The 16,854-nt window shown below is 45.6% G+C and carries 15 protein-coding genes; 5 read left to right on the top strand and 10 right to left on the bottom strand.

Annotated features, from left to right (window positions below; all coding sequences use genetic code 11):
• Window positions 1-27: 27 nt before the first annotated feature.
• Together ASD24_RS28315 and ASD24_RS28310 are read right to left on the bottom strand one after the other, a co-directional pair.
• On the bottom strand, window positions 28-1,392 hold the full coding sequence (locus ASD24_RS28315) for a sensor histidine kinase (protein WP_056703366.1): 1,365 nt from the start codon (window positions 1,390-1,392) through the stop codon (window positions 28-30).
• The gene (locus tag ASD24_RS28310) at window positions 1,392-2,069 is read right to left on the bottom strand and encodes a response regulator transcription factor (protein WP_056703364.1); all 678 of its coding nucleotides are present in this window, start codon (window positions 2,067-2,069) and stop codon (window positions 1,392-1,394) included. Before ASD24_RS28310 ends, ASD24_RS28315 begins: the two co-directional genes overlap by 1 nt.
• Window positions 2,070-2,319: 250 nt before the next feature.
• Here ASD24_RS28310 and ASD24_RS28305 point away from each other — a divergent pair, with 250 nt between their 5' ends.
• The 3 genes from ASD24_RS28305 to ASD24_RS28295 all read left to right on the top strand — a co-directional run bounded on the left by ASD24_RS28305 (window position 2,320) and on the right by ASD24_RS28295 (window position 6,146).
• Window positions 2,320-3,138, top strand: a complete 819-nt coding sequence (locus ASD24_RS28305) for a polyphosphate polymerase domain-containing protein (RefSeq protein WP_056703361.1) — start codon at window positions 2,320-2,322, stop codon at window positions 3,136-3,138.
• A complete protein-coding gene (locus ASD24_RS28300; RefSeq protein WP_056703358.1) occupies window positions 3,131-3,811 on the top strand; it encodes a DUF4956 domain-containing protein in 681 nt (226 codons plus the stop codon). Before ASD24_RS28305 ends, ASD24_RS28300 begins: the two co-directional genes overlap by 8 nt.
• Window positions 3,812-3,872: 61 nt before the next feature.
• Window positions 3,873-6,146 carry a carbohydrate-binding domain-containing protein gene (locus ASD24_RS28295; protein ID WP_056703355.1) on the top strand — a complete coding sequence of 758 codons (2,274 nt, stop codon included), beginning with the start codon at window positions 3,873-3,875 and terminating at the stop codon, window positions 6,144-6,146.
• 272 nt (window positions 6,147-6,418) lie between these two features.
• On the opposite strand, the gene ASD24_RS28290 is transcribed toward ASD24_RS28295, so the two are convergent.
• The 3 genes from ASD24_RS28290 to ASD24_RS28280 all read right to left on the bottom strand — a co-directional run bounded on the left by ASD24_RS28290 (window position 6,419) and on the right by ASD24_RS28280 (window position 9,058).
• A complete protein-coding gene (locus ASD24_RS28290) occupies window positions 6,419-6,997 on the bottom strand; it encodes a class I SAM-dependent methyltransferase (RefSeq protein WP_056703352.1) in 579 nt (192 codons plus the stop codon).
• A gap of 146 nt (window positions 6,998-7,143) precedes the next feature.
• Entirely contained in the window at window positions 7,144-8,076 is a 933-nt protein-coding gene (locus ASD24_RS28285) for a bifunctional helix-turn-helix transcriptional regulator/GNAT family N-acetyltransferase (protein WP_056703349.1), read from the bottom strand.
• A 304-nt stretch (window positions 8,077-8,380) separates the two neighbouring features.
• A complete protein-coding gene (locus tag ASD24_RS28280) occupies window positions 8,381-9,058 on the bottom strand; it encodes an FHA domain-containing protein (protein WP_056703348.1) in 678 nt (225 codons plus the stop codon).
• Between the two features lie 437 nt (window positions 9,059-9,495).
• Between ASD24_RS28280 and ASD24_RS30515 the strand changes: the two genes are divergently transcribed.
• On the top strand, window positions 9,496-9,654 hold the full coding sequence (locus ASD24_RS30515) for a hypothetical protein (RefSeq protein WP_156395581.1): 159 nt from the start codon (window positions 9,496-9,498) through the stop codon (window positions 9,652-9,654).
• A gap of 159 nt (window positions 9,655-9,813) precedes the next feature.
• Here the strand turns inward: ASD24_RS30515 and ASD24_RS28275 are convergent, their stop codons facing one another.
• The gene (locus ASD24_RS28275; RefSeq protein ID WP_056703345.1) at window positions 9,814-12,417 is read right to left on the bottom strand and encodes a DUF2339 domain-containing protein; all 2,604 of its coding nucleotides are present in this window, start codon (window positions 12,415-12,417) and stop codon (window positions 9,814-9,816) included.
• A gap of 254 nt (window positions 12,418-12,671) precedes the next feature.
• Complete coding sequence (locus tag ASD24_RS28270; RefSeq protein ID WP_056703343.1) at window positions 12,672-13,712, bottom strand: LCP family protein; 1,041 nt, start codon at window positions 13,710-13,712, stop codon at window positions 12,672-12,674.
• A 124-nt stretch (window positions 13,713-13,836) separates the two neighbouring features.
• On the opposite strand from ASD24_RS28270, the gene ASD24_RS28265 reads away from it, so the two are divergent.
• On the top strand, window positions 13,837-14,814 hold the full coding sequence (locus tag ASD24_RS28265) for an aldo/keto reductase (RefSeq protein WP_056703340.1): 978 nt from the start codon (window positions 13,837-13,839) through the stop codon (window positions 14,812-14,814).
• 214 nt (window positions 14,815-15,028) lie between these two features.
• Here ASD24_RS28265 and ASD24_RS28260 read toward each other — a convergent pair whose 3' ends face one another.
• From ASD24_RS28260 to ASD24_RS28250, 3 genes are all read right to left on the bottom strand, one after another.
• Window positions 15,029-15,484, bottom strand: coding sequence for a MarR family winged helix-turn-helix transcriptional regulator (locus ASD24_RS28260; RefSeq protein WP_056703339.1), 456 nt, complete (start codon window positions 15,482-15,484; stop codon window positions 15,029-15,031).
• A gap of 209 nt (window positions 15,485-15,693) precedes the next feature.
• The gene (locus ASD24_RS28255; RefSeq protein WP_056703335.1) at window positions 15,694-16,371 is read right to left on the bottom strand and encodes a TIGR00266 family protein; all 678 of its coding nucleotides are present in this window, start codon (window positions 16,369-16,371) and stop codon (window positions 15,694-15,696) included.
• Window positions 16,368-16,766, bottom strand: coding sequence for a winged helix-turn-helix transcriptional regulator (locus tag ASD24_RS28250; RefSeq protein ID WP_056703330.1), 399 nt, complete (start codon window positions 16,764-16,766; stop codon window positions 16,368-16,370). The genes ASD24_RS28255 and ASD24_RS28250 overlap by 4 nt, the downstream gene beginning before the upstream one ends.
• Window positions 16,767-16,854: the final 88 nt, after the last annotated feature.

The raw sequence follows: 16,854 nt of genomic DNA, 5'->3' as shown, positions 1-16,854 counted from the left end.
AAGCTTCCGATCGCTGTACCCGATCATCTACGTTAATCGTACGTAGAACGTCGCGCCTTCTCCAACCACGCTTCGAGCATATATCTGACCTTTATGTTGATCCACAATAGATCGTGCAATCGCAAGTCCAAGACCATGTCCACCATGTTGACGTGCACGGGAGGCATCCGTTCGATAGAAACGATCGAAGATTCGATCCAGATGTTCAGGGGCAATACCCTCGCCAGTGTTAGACACCGCAAGCACTACTTCGTTATTCTGCTTCTTCAACGTAACATTCACTGCACCCTTGGATTTAGCGTATTTCACGGCATTGTCCAGTAGGATCAGAATGACCTGCTTAATCTGTTCATTGTTGCCATGAACCATAAGCTCAGGCTCTATGCTGTAGTCAAGTGAAATGCTTTTCTCAAATATCATCGCTTCCATCGTCAAAATAATCGTCTCAACTGCATCGCTCATATTAAACTTGGCATGAATCATCGTAGATCGGGAATCATCAATCTCGGTCAGATAGAGCAGACTACTCGTCAGTTTGGACATCCGCTCTGTCTCGGACTTAATGTAATGAAGCCATTTGGCTTGATGTTCAATGGTATCATCGCTATTGGCGAGTAACACATCGGCATTGGTATTGATGATCGCAAGCGGTGTTTTCAGTTCATGAGATGCATCGGCAATGAATTGCTTCTGCTTCTCGAATGCTTCACGAACAGGCTTAATGGAACGATTCGCGAAGTAGCGGCTCAGGAAATAAATGACGATCAGCATCGCAAGCCCCACAACCGCAAACGTATAGATCAGATTCGTAAGAATGCCCTGTTGTGCCGTTACATCAATGAACACGACCATATACCCATCACTGCTCGGATTAATTACATAAGCCCACTCGGTGCTATCCAGTGCAAATTGCCCTGTCTGACGATTGCCGCTGCTCAGCTTATCCTGATCAACCTTTCCTAGAGCCTCTTCATAAAAGGTAGCATCCATATCAAAGCGAGAATGTGTATTGGTAATCTTCCAATCATTATCTGTCTGGATCATAAACGATACGGAACGTGCAGGCGGAGAGTTAGGATCTTCGCCTAGCCCTCCTCCATTCTCCCCGAGTCCGTCCGCTGGCGGTGATCCTATGCCTGACGCATTTGACGCACCCGATGTACCCGACGTACCTGAACCTGTTACACCAGAGAACCCTTCTTCGCCACGCGGCATTTTGGAAGAATTATAAGGACCGTGATAGAAATCAGATACTTTGTACAGCTCCATATTGGTCTCGCGCTGCACATTCTGATAGGTAATTGTATAGATCGTTGCGAAGGCGACCAGCATCATAATCGAGATGGACACCAGGTTCACGATAAGGAATCGATTTCTGAGTTTCTTGAACATCAGGTCGTCACCTCAAGTACATAACCCACACCCCGAATGGTATTAATGCGAACCGCAGAATTCAAGAAGGTTAATTTTTTGCGCAAAAACGAGATGTACACCTCCACATTGTTATACTCCACTTCCGAATCGAATCCCCACAGCTTCTCAATGATCTGCTCTTTGGAGGTAATCGCCGATTTGCGCGTAATCAGTAGCTCTAGCAGTTCGTTTTCCTTCAGATTAAGCTTCATCTCTTTGCCTTGCACCGAGAGCTTCAGTTGCACGGTATTCAGCTCAATATCTCCGAATTTGAGAGCATCCTCAGGAACAACCTCACCTTTACGTCTCAGTGCTGCACGAATGCGGGCTAGAAGCTCTTCTGTAGCGAACGGCTTCGCTATATAATCATCTGCTCCATAATCGAGCCCAGTGACTTTATCGTCAATCTCTCCCTTAGCAGTCAGCAAAATCACCGGTGTGTGGTTACCTTCGCTGCGCAATGTTTTCAGCACTGTTATTCCATCCATCTCCGGCATCATGATGTCGAGCAGCAATAGATCATAAATGCCGCTGAGTGCATAATCAAGTCCCGATCTTCCGTCATGCACCATATCTACGGAGTAATTATTTTTCTTCAATATCTGTGATACTGCCTCTGCCAAATGAATCTCATCTTCCGCAATTAGTATTCTCATCTGTATTCATCCCTCTATATGGATTGGTTGTGAACATGTTCATCTATTATACCAATGATTATATCTGCGGAACCTTGAATCAATCTTAATTTATGTTTTGGCTGAGCACTATTATAGGAAGGTAAAAAAAGATTAACGGAATGTAAAATCATTTAAGATTCATTCAAGGTTAACGCTCTAAGATACAGACATGACAGCAAGACAAAATGCATCACAACATACAACGACACAATGAAAGGGATGACGTGACATGGCTATTGAGGTGTTCAACCGATATGAGAGCAAATATCTTCTGACCGATGAGCAGTATGAACATTTTTACAGCGACCTGCTGAAATATATGGAGCTAGATGCGTATAACAAGAAACACGATTTTTACTCGATTAGTAACCTTTACTTCGATACACCGCAAGATTCACTGATTCGTGCTAGTCTCTCCAAACCGAAATATAAGGAGAAGCTGCGTCTAAGAGCATACGGTGTGCCCGAAGAGAATGCCAAAGTGTACTTAGAGATCAAAAAGAAAGTATTCGGCCTGGTCAATAAACGCAGAACAGCCCTGAAGCTGGATGAAGCCTACGAGTTCGTTCGTACTGGGCAGGCGCCAGAACTCGCCGATTACATGAACAAACAGGTCATTGAAGAGATCAAATACTTCCTCCGGCTGTATGATCTTGAACCGAAAGTGTATCTAGCTTATGAACGCAAAGCGTTGTTTGACAAAAACAGCCGCGATCTCCGCATTACTTTTGACACCAACATTCGCAGCCGCAGATACGATCTGAAGCTGGAACAGGGAGATTACGGCGAACCGCTCGTGAAAGACGGTCGATGGCTCATGGAAGTGAAGGCCGAGAAAACTGTTCCAATCTGGCTGTCTCAACTGTTATCCGAACACGGTCTCTACCGTACTGGATTCTCCAAATACGGCAACGAATACAGACATCTGGCGAAAACAACGAACCTGAATTATCAGACAGAGCGCGTGCTCATACCAGGTACAGACTTCGAACATGCGATGGAACAAGAACAATCAATTAGAGAAAGAGAGCGTGTCCTATATGCTTGATTCATTATTCAGCTCTGCATTAGATGATACAACACTAACCTTTAGCAGTTCCGTGGTTACCATCGGACTAGCAATTATTCTGGGACTTGTCATTAGTCTCACTTACATGAAGACCAATCAGAGCACCTACTCACAGAGCTTCACCTTAACCATGGTTGTTCTACCAGTCATTGTCGCCATCATCATCCTGCTCATCGGCAGTAACATTGCCCGAGCGTTCAGCTTGGCGGGTGCTTTCTCCATTATCCGGTTCCGGAGTGCGCCGGGTGACCCGAAAGATATCGCATATGTATTGTTCACGATGGCATCTGGTCTAGCGTGCGGAGTTGGTGCTTTTGGATACGCGGTTCTGTTCACAGTTGTCTTGTGTGTACTGATGTTTGTCCTGAGTCGCTTCAACTTCGGTGGCAAGAAGAGCCAGCAGAAAACTCTGAAAGTAACTATTCCTGAAAATCTAAGCTATGAAGAAGCACTTAACGAAGTGTTCCATACATTCAACGTGCCTTTTGATCTGAAAAAAATCAGAACGACCGAACTTGGTAGTCTGTACGAGTTGGTATACAGCGTAACTATCCACGAAAGTGTTAGCCAGAAGGAATTCCTCGACGCGATCCGTACACGGAACGGCAACTTGGATATCTCCCTAACGATGAGCCCAACCACCGACTATTAAAGAACCGCTTTTAATTACCAAGGATATCTTATTAATTTAAATTTGAAGGGATCGATATACTATGAAGAAGAAAGTGATAGCCGGTAGCAAACTGTGGTCTATAGCGATGATTACTGCACTCGTGACAGCATGCAGCGCCCCAGCATCAACGAATACAACTGCCAATGCCGCAACAACAACGACAGGAACCACCAAAACCGTCTCCGTGAGTGAACAAACTTCGGTCAAATTCGCCGACCTCGTCTCTCTCGATGTAGATGATACCAATGTGAGCTGGACTGAAGCAGACTCCACCATCATCAAACTGAATGGAACAACCGCAGCAGTGACTGGATCGGGAGCCAAAGTGGCAAACGGTACGGTAACCATCTCAGAAGCTGGTACTTATGTGCTTAGCGGTGAACTGACAGATGGGCAAATTGTAGTCAACGTTGCGGATAAAGGCGTCGTGCACCTCGTGTTAAACGGGACAAAGATTCATGATAACGATAGTGCAGGGATCTACATCCAGAAGGCTGGCAAAGCCGTCATTACACTTGAGAAAGGAACGAAAAACGAAGTTTCGGATGGCAAAACCTACGTATACGCCGATGATACGACGGATGAGCCGGATGCAGCTATCTTTAGCAAAGCAGATCTGACATTCAACGGTACAGGACAATTAACAGTGACAGGTAACTATAATGAGGGCATTACGAGTAAGGATGATCTGAAAGTTATCAGCGGCACGATCAACGTCAAGGCTGCCGATGACGGAATCAAAGGTAAAGACATGGTTGCGATTCAGGCAGGCACGATCACTATCGATGCAGCAGGCGATGGAATTAAATCCACCAATGATACCGATACCTCTAAAGGCTTTGTCGCCATTGCAGATGGTACCTTCAACATTGAAAGCGGTAGTGACGGTATTCAAGCTGAGACTGCCCTTGTTACGGATGGCGGCACATACAATATCGTGACTGCTGGAGGAAGTGCAAATGCACCAGCCAAAGTAGAAGAAAGACCGTTTGGCGGCGGGGGCGGTGGATTTGGTGGTGGCACACCTCCAACAGACATGGGTACACCACCTACGGATATGGGTACACCGCCGGATGGCGAGCGTCCTGCCGATATGCCAGATAATACTGGCGCGAATGCTGCAGCAGACACCAACAACACAGCTGCATCCAACTCTGCCAATACAGCAACGACGACGGAATCCAATGCCGATGCAGACACAGCCACCACGACAACGGAAGAAGAGTCCATCAGCGCCAAAGCACTCAAAGCAGGTACTGATCTCACGGTTAACGGTGGTACCTATACGATTGATTCCATGGATGATTCCCTGCATAGCAACAATAATGTCACTGTAAATGACGGAACATTCAGCCTGAAGTCTGGCGATGACGGAATCCATGCAGATCAAGCCCTTACCATTAATGGTGGAGAGATCACAATTGCGAACAGTTATGAAGGACTTGAAGGTGCAGTCATTACATTGAATGACGGCAATGTGGATGTCACAGCATCCGATGATGGCGTTAATGCAGCTGGTGGTGAAGAGACTACAACCACCGCTACCGCTGAAGCTAGTCCAAACACGGATACAACAGCTACAACATCAACTACCGATCAGACTAGCACGAATGCAGCACAACAAAACGGTGCACCTGGTGGTATGCCGGGTGAATCATCTGGCAACAACGAGTTGCATATTAACGGCGGATCACTCACTGTGAATGCAGGCGGTGACGGGCTGGATGCGAACGGTTCGATCTACATGACAGGTGGTACTGTAATCGTCAATGGTCCAACAGACAATGGCAATGGAGCACTCGACTATGATGGCTCATTTGAGATGAGTGGTGGATATCTGATCGCAGCTGGAAGCTCAGGCATGGCACAGGGTACTTCCGATTCGTCTACTCAGAATGCAATTGTCATGACATTCCCTGCCACTCAAAAAGCAGGAACACTCGTTCATGTCGAAGACAGTGAAGGCAACAGCATTCTAACGTTTGCTCCAGCGAAGGATTATCAATCCGTAGTCATTAGCTCCCCTGACCTAGAAGCAGATGGATCTTATGTCATCTACTCTGGCGGAACCTCCACAGGCACAGCCGTGGATGGACTGTACACAGATGGCACTTACAGCGGCGGAACAAAAATCGTTGCATTCCAATCCACAAGCAATGTAACTTGGGTCAATGAATCAGGTGTCACTACAGCTCAGTCAGGCATGGGCGGTTTTGGCGGAGGTAATGGTCAAGGTGGATTCGGAGGCGGAAGAGGCCGCGGACAATCTGGCACTACTTCTGACAGCACAAGTACAACCGATTCAGCAAAATAAACAACGAGTTATCTCACATATGAATCTGTGCGGCAACTTAACAAACAACGTATCTGTTCCAAGCTAGACGTAAGGGGATGTCCGATAGGTCATATAAATATGACGAGGGACATCCCCTTTAGCGTTATTTTGATGTAATGAACCTGACACATGCTATTCGAGATCATTTTCCCGGATCTGATATCTAACGAATCACAGAGGCGTTATTTCATCAATTCAGTCCATATTTCAGGTTTGTGAGACAATCCCTTCGTGTTGTTCATTCTATTCGCCTAAAACACATAGACATACACCTTGGTGCGTAAAGCATCCGTACAGGTAATCGTGCGAAGTGGCACCTTGCCTGGCAACGCAAAACAGACACTAATCACTCTCGCACCTGGCGGCAATTCACGTGTGAACTTATCACTCAGACGATTCATCGCTCCGGGAAACAAATAACAGATGACGCAATCAGCATGTTCGTAAGAGCTATTGTAGATATTGCCGCGGATGAACCGCAGTCTACCCTTCATGGATTGTTGTCGACCTTTGGCCTCACGTAGGCGTACACTCAGATATGCGATTCCTTGGGAGACCCACAGAGGCAAGAGAGAATTTTCGATACCCGTGAGCCGTTTACCCGGACAATACCGCACGACATCCAGGCCGAGCGTGCCCCATCCAGAGCCTGCCTCGATTACATCGCCATAACCAGGAATGCGATTCACCTCCTGAATGACAACACGTCTGACCAATCGGGATGTAGGCATCGGAGAGATTCCATTTCTCCAGCTAATGAGCACAATAGACAGAACAGCAATTAAGGTAAGCACGGCGATCAACCATGGAATGAATGGAATAATGAACATATAGCCTCATCCTTTGGGAGTTGAAGATGTTGACTGGTCTTCGCTCTTGCATTCATCATTATACTACAGTACTCGTGCATACCCGTTTAATAATATTATTGAAAAGTTATCTTGAAAGAGACCCGTACATATTTATCATGAAGAAATTATTCTTTATGAAGATGTAGTTCATAGGTTTGTTCGATGTGATGCGTTCCCCAACCCATGTTCTCTTGTTCTAGGGTTTTGACGAACCCTGCTTTTGTGTACATAGCGATGGCTGTCTTCTGATCATCCGTCGTTTCCAGAAAGACATCTCGATATCCCTTTTCCCGGCAGTATGTGATAGCCTCTTGAATGAGCTTCTTCCCAATCCCCATCCCCCGATAATCGGGATGCAAGATAAACCAACGAATTTGGGCTCTCTCGCCCGGATGGCCGATGACCGCGATACTGCCGACAATTTCATGATCCGATTCTACCAACCAGAACCGATCCTTGTCCGGGCTGTAGGTTTGCAGAAAATCATAAAACGTTTTGCAGACGTACGCTTCAAATTCGTGGTTATAGCCGCATTCCTTGGCATAGACCCAGCCGTGCAGTTGAATCAGTGCTCCGACGTCTCCCGGCTTCAGCTCGGTTCGGACATGTATTCTCCGTTCTATCGGTTCACTAGACAACTCCCTCTCAATGGCCGTCATACTTCTGGCAATACTTCGCTGGCTCTGATCGGGCAATTCGAGGATCATATTGTGTATCTGTTCATCGGATAATGCGTCCATCCGAGCCAGTGTTTCTTTTCCAAGTTCTGAAAGATACAGCAGAGACGATCTTCCATCTTCTTTGGATTGTACACGGTAAGTTAACCCCAACTTTTCAAACCGTTTCAACATTCGGCTCAAATACCCGGGATCCAGACGAAGTTGCTCGATGAGCATGCTAGCTGTGCAGTGCTCGGAATGACCAATCTCATAAAGAACCCGCACTTCTGATAGAGAAAAGTCGCTGTCGAGCAAGTGTTTATCCAGCAGGCCAAGTACCTTTGTGTAGAATCGGTTAAATTGGCGGATGATGGGGATGATCGATGTATGTGAATTCATGCAGGCCTCCTAAATGATACTCAGTATATTATTTGACTAAGTCAACTATATACACTGTATTCAATTTAATTGACTTAGTCAAATAAATTGAACTCGGCTTGAATTCCATATCAACGCTAAGCTGCGCTCCTGAATAAGTAGAACACACGATAGGCGGTATAGAATAAGTCATTTCAAAAAAGCAGCATGTATCCTTCATAGCTACACAAAAAAAACCAGACAAGCATTAAAGCTTATCTGGGCTTATTGATTGCATTTTTCTATTATACTGACTTGCTCTGGGTACTCGAACTGCGCAATAAGGTCACCCTAAATCCGGTACATGAGATTTCATGTACACGCCCTTCTTATACACCGATTTGATCGTAAAATGAATGCCGAGCTTTCGATTCGTCCGGTAGATCAAGGAGTTAATCTCATCAATCCCCACCGGTTCACTTTCCAATATGCTACGTTCAGGCCATACCTGACTGACAATCTGCTCACGCGTCACAAAATGGTCTAGCTGACTGTACAATAATTTGAACAGCTGGAACTCCTTCTTCGATAGCGGAATCTCCACCTCGCCAATCTGTACCGTTTGCATATGATCGTGCACTCTAATTCCTTCACCGAGCAGGTCAGAAAGACGATATTCCCTCGTCTCCTCCAAATCATTCTCGATCCGAAGCTGAATCAGTCCATTCACTAGCGTCAGGCTGTCCCCTTCTGCAAAAGGATATCTCTCATATGGAACAAGGCGTTGCCCGTTCAACTCCGTTCCATTTTTACTATCCAGATCCTCAACCCACAGCTGAAACTGTGCATCATAATGAATACGGCAGTGCCGTTTGGAAATCATCTGATTGTACACGGACAGATCCAGTTCACTGCCTCCTGTGTAACGCCCTACCACTATGGAGAGCCCTTGCCGTACATAAGCAAATGAACCATCACTTTCCTGTCCAGGTGTACGAATGACGATTTTTGCCGTCTCCCGCATGTTATTCCCCCACCTTCAAAATTCACTCTCTATATATATATGTTCAACTAAGGAGTATTTACAGCTGCACTCCGATGACAGAACAACCTCCGATCGCTGTTATCCCCGGATTTTTTTTGAATCCCTTCTCCTAAGGGGAAATCCTGGGATAGCGTATGCTTCCGAGGTAGCTTTCTTGCAGAAAGCTTTCAGGCGAACGCTTCGCTTCTTCAGTTTGTTTCTGTCCTCTCCGTTCCACTGTAAATGCTGAGCGAGCATATATGTTCGTTCAAATAATAATGATAACTTCATCAGATTTGTTCCATTGTTTGCATTCATGACAATTTATATAGTGTATACATGGCGTCGTTCTATGCTTTTCTCTACTATACCAGACGTTGTGCTTTTTTTCTCATGATAGACAGTCACTAGCTTACCAACAAGAGAGGTACCCAAATATGAACAAAAAGAACATTTGCATATATGTGCTACTTGCTTTTGCTTTATCCATCACACTCACGGTTCTGTCCCACATGAACGGTGAACGCGGAGAGTCCCTGAATGGCAAGCAAGCAACGACAGAAACGTCATGGATACATACGAGCATCCAGCCCTAAATACCAGCAACATACTCATGCAATAAACTTACTTTATTATAACGCGTTCACTCCCATAAACGTTTCACGATTGTCATCTCTACCGATCACTCACAACAACCAACAAGCCCCTCAGTCTGCCAGGCAGATCAAGGAGCTTATTGTTATGTTTATTAGTCGTTAGACCTCATCGTTATGTTGTTCCTTATCTGATTCAGCAGATGAATCCTGTTCATTCGGCTTATTCTCTTGAGCATGGACTTCCTCCATCTTGCTCGACACCTTTTGATACAGATAAGAAATACCCAGAAGTAAAATACCAAAACTGAAATACGCGACAATCTTACTGCCTGCGGTCAGCAAACTAACATCATAGAACACCATCTTGCCCGTAGCCAGCAGGGTCAGGCCTAGACCCAGGCGACGAATCATCACATATTTTCTACGGAATCCGTAAGCAATGTAGAGGATGGCAAGTATCAGGTAGATTAAGCTGAAGAGCAGTCCTACATCTCCCCATTGGAACTGTACCGTCATGAAAACGGTGATTACCCCTAACAGGTAGACACCTGCAATGACAGGATACCATTCAATACTTTTGAACTGCCCACGGATAGCTGTAATTAACAGATCTCTTCCAGCAAAGAATACCCCCACATTGAAGATAATCAGTACAATAAGCCCCACGATCTCGGCAGCGGTATGTTGCTGAACATCCGGTTGCAAGGCTGGCAGGTTTAACGTTACCGCTAGCGCTATACAGTAACCCACAGCATGTAGAATGTTCGTGTAATAGCGTACAAATCGACCTTGTAGTGGCTTCACTTTGCTCAGTCCGTAGGCTAACGCAATTGTCAGCGAAGCAAACAGAATGAATTTGTAGAACAGGTATAACGGGAAGCTGTCATCCACAGCTCTGCTATACAGTTCATTCGATTCATACAGAACATAGAACCATAGGTTCACCAGCGTAACATATTGGAATCCCTGCAGGAAGCCACGCTCTACTGTGTGATAACGCAGCATTCCTGAGGATGACAACGAGCCCCGTTGAATAAATGAATAATACAGCGTAATCGCCAGCGAACCAAGTGTGATACAGGAATACTTCAGCATAAAGTGAGACTGCATTCCCATGATGAACATCACGAGCACATCAATATAGATAAAGGTAACGATGCAGAGCAGCACCACGCCCCATCCGGCACGTTCCACCGCTTTGAATCGCTTCAGATGACCAAGGGTGATGAGTAGAATTCCTTCGATCAACCAACCCAAGGACAACCATTCTGCTCCAAACTGGAACGGTATAATCAGAACCGCAAAGGTTAACGATGTAATGTAAAACAACAGAATTGTCTGTCTTTCTTGCACCATATGACGACGAACGAATCGAGCTAACCCGAAGTAAACGAGACAGAACACTAGAGCCAGCAGTCCTTGTGCATCATCCCAGCCCTCTGCCCTGAACAGCACATAGAGCATGAGACAGCTGATACTTGTATTCATGGCAAGCAAGGCGAAGTCCCACCAGGTTAGCTTCACCCGATGTTTGAACGGATACGCCAGCGTAATGCCCAGATACAACGCAAACGTCACAATCGAATACAACATGCCTGCAACATTACTCGGCGATAACCATAGCATAATGAGCATCGACGGTGTGTTGAACAAGAAGCTGATATAGTGCACAATAGGCCAACGTTTACCAAACGAGATCAGCACGATAATGCCATTTAAGAGCAGTAAATAGATCATCGCCGCATAAACGGCGCGCCCTTCAAGTCCGAAGTACCCCATGTACGAAAATAACGGTAAATAACCTCCGACGAGTCCTAGCGTACAGATCGTTTTGGATCGATACCTCAGCGATAGGATGACAGATACAGCTGATACGAGTACTGATAACCCTAGAGCCGTATACAGTCCAATGATATGCAGCAAGAAGTAACTGTAGAAAATGGACCCAAACAAGATGGATATGCCTCCACCTAACAGTCCCATGGCAAACGTCTGCCGCTTACGACGGAACAACCACTCTCCCCCAGCGAGCATAAGCACACCTAATAAGAAAAAGGCCGCACCTTTCATCTGATCGCTGAACCAAGTGGAATACGAGTATCGGAATGCTGCACCCACACCCAGAATAAGAAGCAAAATGGCCAACTTGTTGATCCAGCTTAAGCCAATCTTCATCTCCATTCGGTTTTGGCGAATGCGTTGCTTAATTGTCTCCTCACTCAGCTCTTCCTCAGCCATATGATCATATCCTTGATGCATTTGCTGACGTATCGCTTCTTCCCGCTCCCACAGCGTTTGCCGTTGCCGCTCTATTCGCTCTCTTACTTCTCCAGCTAGATATGCAATACGTTCCTTGATCTCATTCTCATCTTCTTGCAGCTCCTCCGCAGCCCGGTTATAGATGGAATTAAGATTCGCTTTGGTACGATGCTCGTGAGCTTCCAGCCGATCATGATGTACAGCCGTCTTTCCTCGGAAATACGTCTCCATTTTCTCCTTCGATACACGGATCAGATTCAATTTCTCATCCAGCATCTGTTCAGACAGCGCCATCCGAAGGCGACCATTCTCTTCTTCCATCTGACGCGCCCGGATCTCCAACTGCTTCAGCTTGAGCTTATACGCCTCAGACTGCTCACGCAGTTGTTCGTTCTGTACAATCAGATCATCGGATTGGTAATCCTGAAGCAGTTCGTTATACTCCTTAACCAACTGCTTCTGTTGCTCTTGCACCTGATGAAGCCGATCCTTGAACTCTTTCATACCTTTCCTCCATTGGTCGATGTTGATTTGTTTCCCTATATTTTACTCTATTGTGATCTGAAAAAGATGTAAATGTTGAAATAACTCTGCTGATCCCTTCCTCTTGCGTTTACGACAAAACAAAAAAGCCCAAGAAGCAATGAGCTTCCTCAGGCTTACGTTTCACACAATTTTTACTCGAATCCATTCATTCTATGCTGAGAAGCCGTCAGGCGTCCTTCGTAATCAAAAGTGAGCTTTTTGAACAACCTCTTTTATGCCGCATCTGTCGATTCTGTTGTATCATCTGTGCTTGGCTCTATAATTTCGGTTGCATCTGGATCAAGCCAGCTGGCAATCATCGTCCGTACATATTGCAGATCTTCTTCCGATAGATCATAGTACCAGACACCACCACGCATCGCACCCGTACCCTGTAGCATGTAATTGCTGATCGTAGGAATGCTATCTTTCATGTACAATGACTCGGCAAAATCAACAATAAAATCGGAATTCATATTCGTTGTAAAGTTGGAGCCAGCAATCTTGATGACATCTGGAATCTTAGTTAGGTTCTTGACCTCAAGCGCACGATTCATGAATGCACTCAGGAAAATCCGGTGACGCATCGTCCGGTTAAAATCGGAGTCTTCGCGGTAACGCACATATCCCAGCGCTTCCTCTCCGTTATAGATCGGTTTGTTGGCTTCGACGAACAGCTTTTCGTGCGTCTTTAGCTTGTTCTCAATATTTTTCTTGATTGGCAGCTCTACACCGCCTACCGCATCTACGATATCTTTCAGACCATTAAAGTTAATGGCCGCATAGAAGTCTACTTTGTTCTCCAGCAGCTTCTCCACGGTATCCATAGCCATCTTGGCCTCACCGTGGGCATACGCTGAATTAATTTTCGATTTTACATCCCGCCCTACGATTTCCGTATAGGAGTCACGCGGAATGGACAGTAACAGTACTTTATTATCTTCTGGGCGAACGACGGAGTAGATGATGGTATCCGAACGACTTGGTTCGTTGTCACGTTGATCGATTCCGAGCAGCAACAGCGAGAATGGATCTGTATGTTCCACAACGGGTGCATCTTCATTACCCGCTGGTTTATAAGAATCATCCAGTGTTTCCTTCACCGTATCTGAGGCGAACATTTTGAATGCGAGTATGACCAGTTGCTTTTGATAAATGAATCCAAGCCCGCCTAACAAAACAAGCACACTCAATGTAATGATTAGGGGCTTCTTCCATCTCTTCTTCGGTTTCTTCGGCTTCCGTCTGGTTAAGTGAGCTGCACTGTTTTCCATGATTTCTCCTTTAACTCTATAAGAGCGGTTTCTAAGAATCATTTAACTATATTAATAACACCATTTCAATAGATTAGGTTATAATCGCCATGATAAGATATGGCACAGAAAGGAGCGATACATGATGGAATTTCGACATTTAGGCAACAGCGGTCTACGGGTATCCGCACTCGGTCTGGGCACCAACGCATTCGGCAAACGTGCCGACGAACCGACATCTACCCGTATTATTCATGCCGCACTGGATCAAGGGATTAACTTCATCGATACCGCTAACATCTATGCTGGCACGGAATCCGAGCGAATCATTGGACAAGCCCTTGCAGGTAAACGGGAAAACGCTGTGCTTGCTACCAAGGCCGGACTACCCCGGCACGATGGTCCTCATGGGCGGGGTTCCTCCCGCTATCATTTGCAACAAGAGCTGGAGCATAGTCTCCGTCGTCTGCGGACGGACTATATTGATCTGTACCAGATCCATACCTTCGATCCGCACACACCGCTGGATGAAACGTTGCGCACGCTGGATGATATGGTATCCTCCGGCAAAGTCCGATACATCGGAGCGTCCAACTATGCAGCATGGGAGCTGATGAAAGCTCTCGGCACGAGCGAATTGAAGGGCTATGTTCGTTATATTTCAACGCAAACGAGCTACTCTCTCGCTGACCGTACACCTGAGCTAGAATTGGTACCGCTGTGCTTGGATCAAGGCGTTGGCATTATCCCATATTTCCCGCTGGCTGGCGGTATCTTAACTGGCAAGTACAATGGAGAACAAGCTGTACCATCCGGCTCTAGGGCAGACACCGATCCATCTTTCAATCGTTTTCTGCTGGAGCACAATATTCATTTAGGACAACAGGTTAGCGAGAAAGCGGCGGAACATGGTTGTTCCCCAAGTGTGTTGTCCCTCGCTTGGCTGCTGGCACGTCCAGCCGTTTCAACGGTGATCGTTGGAGCCACGCGTACAGAACAACTGGAGCACAATCTCCAGAGCCTTGAACTTAAGCTGACGTCCGACATGATGGCTGAGCTGGATCAGCTTAGTGATTCATTCCGTCACAGAGAACCTTTTGCAACCTATCGGCTAAGTGAATAATCATGAACCTAAACTTACATCCGTTCATAGTTCATCATCATTTTTCTTAAGTGATGAGATAGCTTAGCAAAATAAATAAATCCCAAAATAAATAACCTCCCGGCTGCAACGTCAGGGAGGTTTTCAATGGTTGAGTATCATTTTATGTAGGATAATCTTCTTCTCTCACTACAACATGTAGTTTAATAATGTACAAAAAAATCCAATACGTCAGTTATTCGGATTTATTATTAATAAACGCACGTAAAATATCCATGTACTCTTCCTTACGATCACTTACCAGATCAAAAAACGCCTTATCCGCAGCCTCTACAACCTGAATCCCCTGATTGGCAAGAGCTGTGCCCTCTGGAGTTGTAGAAATGATATTTGCTCTTGTATCCGTCTTATGACGAGTACGTTGAATCAGCCCTCTCTTTTCAAGCGCACGAAGAACTTGAGATGTTACATTAACATCGACATTCGTAAATTGAGAAATTTGAACCTGAGTAACACCATTACCCTCTTCATCGCGTTCATTCAACCATAAGCATCCATGTAGAAGCACAAATTGTGGGTGTGTTAACCCAAGCGGCTCAAGAACCCGTCTCATTTCTTTACTCCACATGGTTGTAACCTGCCATAACAGGTGTCCTGGACTTTCATTTGCATTTTTAAACTGTGAACTCATCTCAATTCCTCCATCACCGATGCCTTAGAATTCTACTTCATTACATATACTAGAGAATATTACAGATTAATGGTCGCCACATGAACCCGCTTATGACGGCTATATCATGGGTTTGGACAACCATTATGTCTAGGCATTGCAGGTTAATTATTCTTATAACGATTTTGCCATCTGATCCGTTGCAACTTTGTATCTTTTTTCATGGCGGTTTAACGCGAAGGGATAAATTGCTTCACCCATTGTCCGAACCCTTGCGGATTGCGACTCTGGATCAAGACCGTTCCTTCTCCCCTGAAGCGGCACACCAATCCTTCTCCGCTAGTCACGCTGGACAGCCAGCCCTGTGAGGCTTTCTCAATGCGATAATTCATATAATGAGGCCATGCAACGAGATGTGCATTATCAACGATGACCTCTTCGCCCGCAGCCAGATGAATGGCATGGATTGCACCATACGAAGACAGAAATACTGTTCCCCGACCACTGATCTCAATAATGAAGAAACCTTCTCCAGAAAAGAGACCTTTTTTGAGATTCTGCATTTTGCTATTCACCTGAATACCTTCAGTACCCGCGAGAAATCCATCCTTCTGCACATAGAGGGAGTATGAACCGTCCAACTCGACCACTTGCACATCTCCCATGCTAGAAGGGGACAATAGAACCTCTCCTGATCCGCCTGTAGCCGTAAGCTCCTGAAAGAAGAACTTCTCCCCACTAATCATACGTCCGAACCCTGCGAACATCCCACCTTCTGCAGAGCCTCTCAACTCAACTGTAGGTGTCATGGATACCATAGCTCCACTCTCAGCCTTGAACCGTTCTCCGCGTTCTAGATTAACTTTGAGCATAGCAAACGCACCTTGATGCAGAATCTCATAATTCATTGCTTCATCAGCTCCTTGTGATCTTCAGAACCAAAATCATTCAACCCATTATCCTCCAACATCAACGCTTTATCGCCATATTCCCTTACGATATGCTGATCGCCCCAATTGCAAAGTGCATTGAGTATCGGTTCCAAACTCCGACCATAATCGCTTAATTCGTACTCCACCTTCGGTGGAACCTGATTATAGACGATTCGATTCACAATGCCATCATCTTCAAGCTCTCTCAATTGCTGTGTCAGCATCTTTTGCGTAATAGCAGGCATTATGCGCTTAAGATCACTGGTACGTTTCTTCCCGTGGGTCAGATGGCATAGAATCACACATTTCCATTTACCACCGATGACCTCAAGGGTTGCTTCAACAGAAATGTTGTACTTCTTCCTCTCCATGATATATCTCCTCCCTGGTGGATTTCATTAACGGTATAGGCACCAAAAAGTACGTACGGTACTAAAAAGTACGTACTATTCATTTGAT

This window comes from Paenibacillus sp. Root52, assembly GCF_001426865.1.
Taxonomy (GTDB): Bacteria; Bacillota; Bacilli; order Paenibacillales; family Paenibacillaceae; genus Paenibacillus.
The sequence above is the reverse complement of the archived record's forward strand: the minus strand, read 5'-3'. Positions and strand labels throughout refer to the sequence as shown.

Excerpts from the sequence above, each read along its gene's own strand:
- ASD24_RS28270 (WP_056703343.1), bottom strand. The coding sequence starts at position 13,712 with ATGGAAAACAGTGCAGCTCACTTAACCAGACGGAAGCCGAAGAAACCG.
- ASD24_RS28255 (WP_056703335.1), bottom strand. The coding sequence starts at position 16,371 with ATGAATTATGAGATTCTGCATCAAGGTGCGTTTGCTATGCTCAAAGTT.
- ASD24_RS28305 (WP_056703361.1), top strand. The coding sequence starts at position 2,320 with ATGGCTATTGAGGTGTTCAACCGATATGAGAGCAAATATCTTCTGACC.
- ASD24_RS28250 (WP_056703330.1), bottom strand. The coding sequence starts at position 16,766 with ATGGAGAGGAAGAAGTACAACATTTCTGTTGAAGCAACCCTTGAGGTC.
- ASD24_RS28280 (WP_056703348.1), bottom strand. The coding sequence starts at position 9,058 with ATGCGGGAGACGGCAAAAATCGTCATTCGTACACCTGGACAGGAAAGT.
- ASD24_RS28285 (WP_056703349.1), bottom strand. The coding sequence starts at position 8,076 with ATGAATTCACATACATCGATCATCCCCATCATCCGCCAATTTAACCGA.
- ASD24_RS28275 (WP_056703345.1), bottom strand. The coding sequence starts at position 12,417 with ATGAAAGAGTTCAAGGATCGGCTTCATCAGGTGCAAGAGCAACAGAAG.
- ASD24_RS28300 (WP_056703358.1), top strand. The coding sequence starts at position 3,131 with ATGCTTGATTCATTATTCAGCTCTGCATTAGATGATACAACACTAACC.
- ASD24_RS28290 (WP_056703352.1), bottom strand. The coding sequence starts at position 6,997 with ATGTTCATTATTCCATTCATTCCATGGTTGATCGCCGTGCTTACCTTA.
- ASD24_RS28315 (WP_056703366.1), bottom strand. The coding sequence starts at position 1,392 with ATGTTCAAGAAACTCAGAAATCGATTCCTTATCGTGAACCTGGTGTCC.
- ASD24_RS28295 (WP_056703355.1), top strand. The coding sequence starts at position 3,873 with ATGAAGAAGAAAGTGATAGCCGGTAGCAAACTGTGGTCTATAGCGATG.
- ASD24_RS30515 (WP_156395581.1), top strand. The coding sequence starts at position 9,496 with ATGAACAAAAAGAACATTTGCATATATGTGCTACTTGCTTTTGCTTTA.
- ASD24_RS28310 (WP_056703364.1), bottom strand. The coding sequence starts at position 2,069 with ATGAGAATACTAATTGCGGAAGATGAGATTCATTTGGCAGAGGCAGTA.
- ASD24_RS28265 (WP_056703340.1), top strand. The coding sequence starts at position 13,837 with ATGGAATTTCGACATTTAGGCAACAGCGGTCTACGGGTATCCGCACTC.
- ASD24_RS28260 (WP_056703339.1), bottom strand. The coding sequence starts at position 15,484 with ATGAGTTCACAGTTTAAAAATGCAAATGAAAGTCCAGGACACCTGTTA.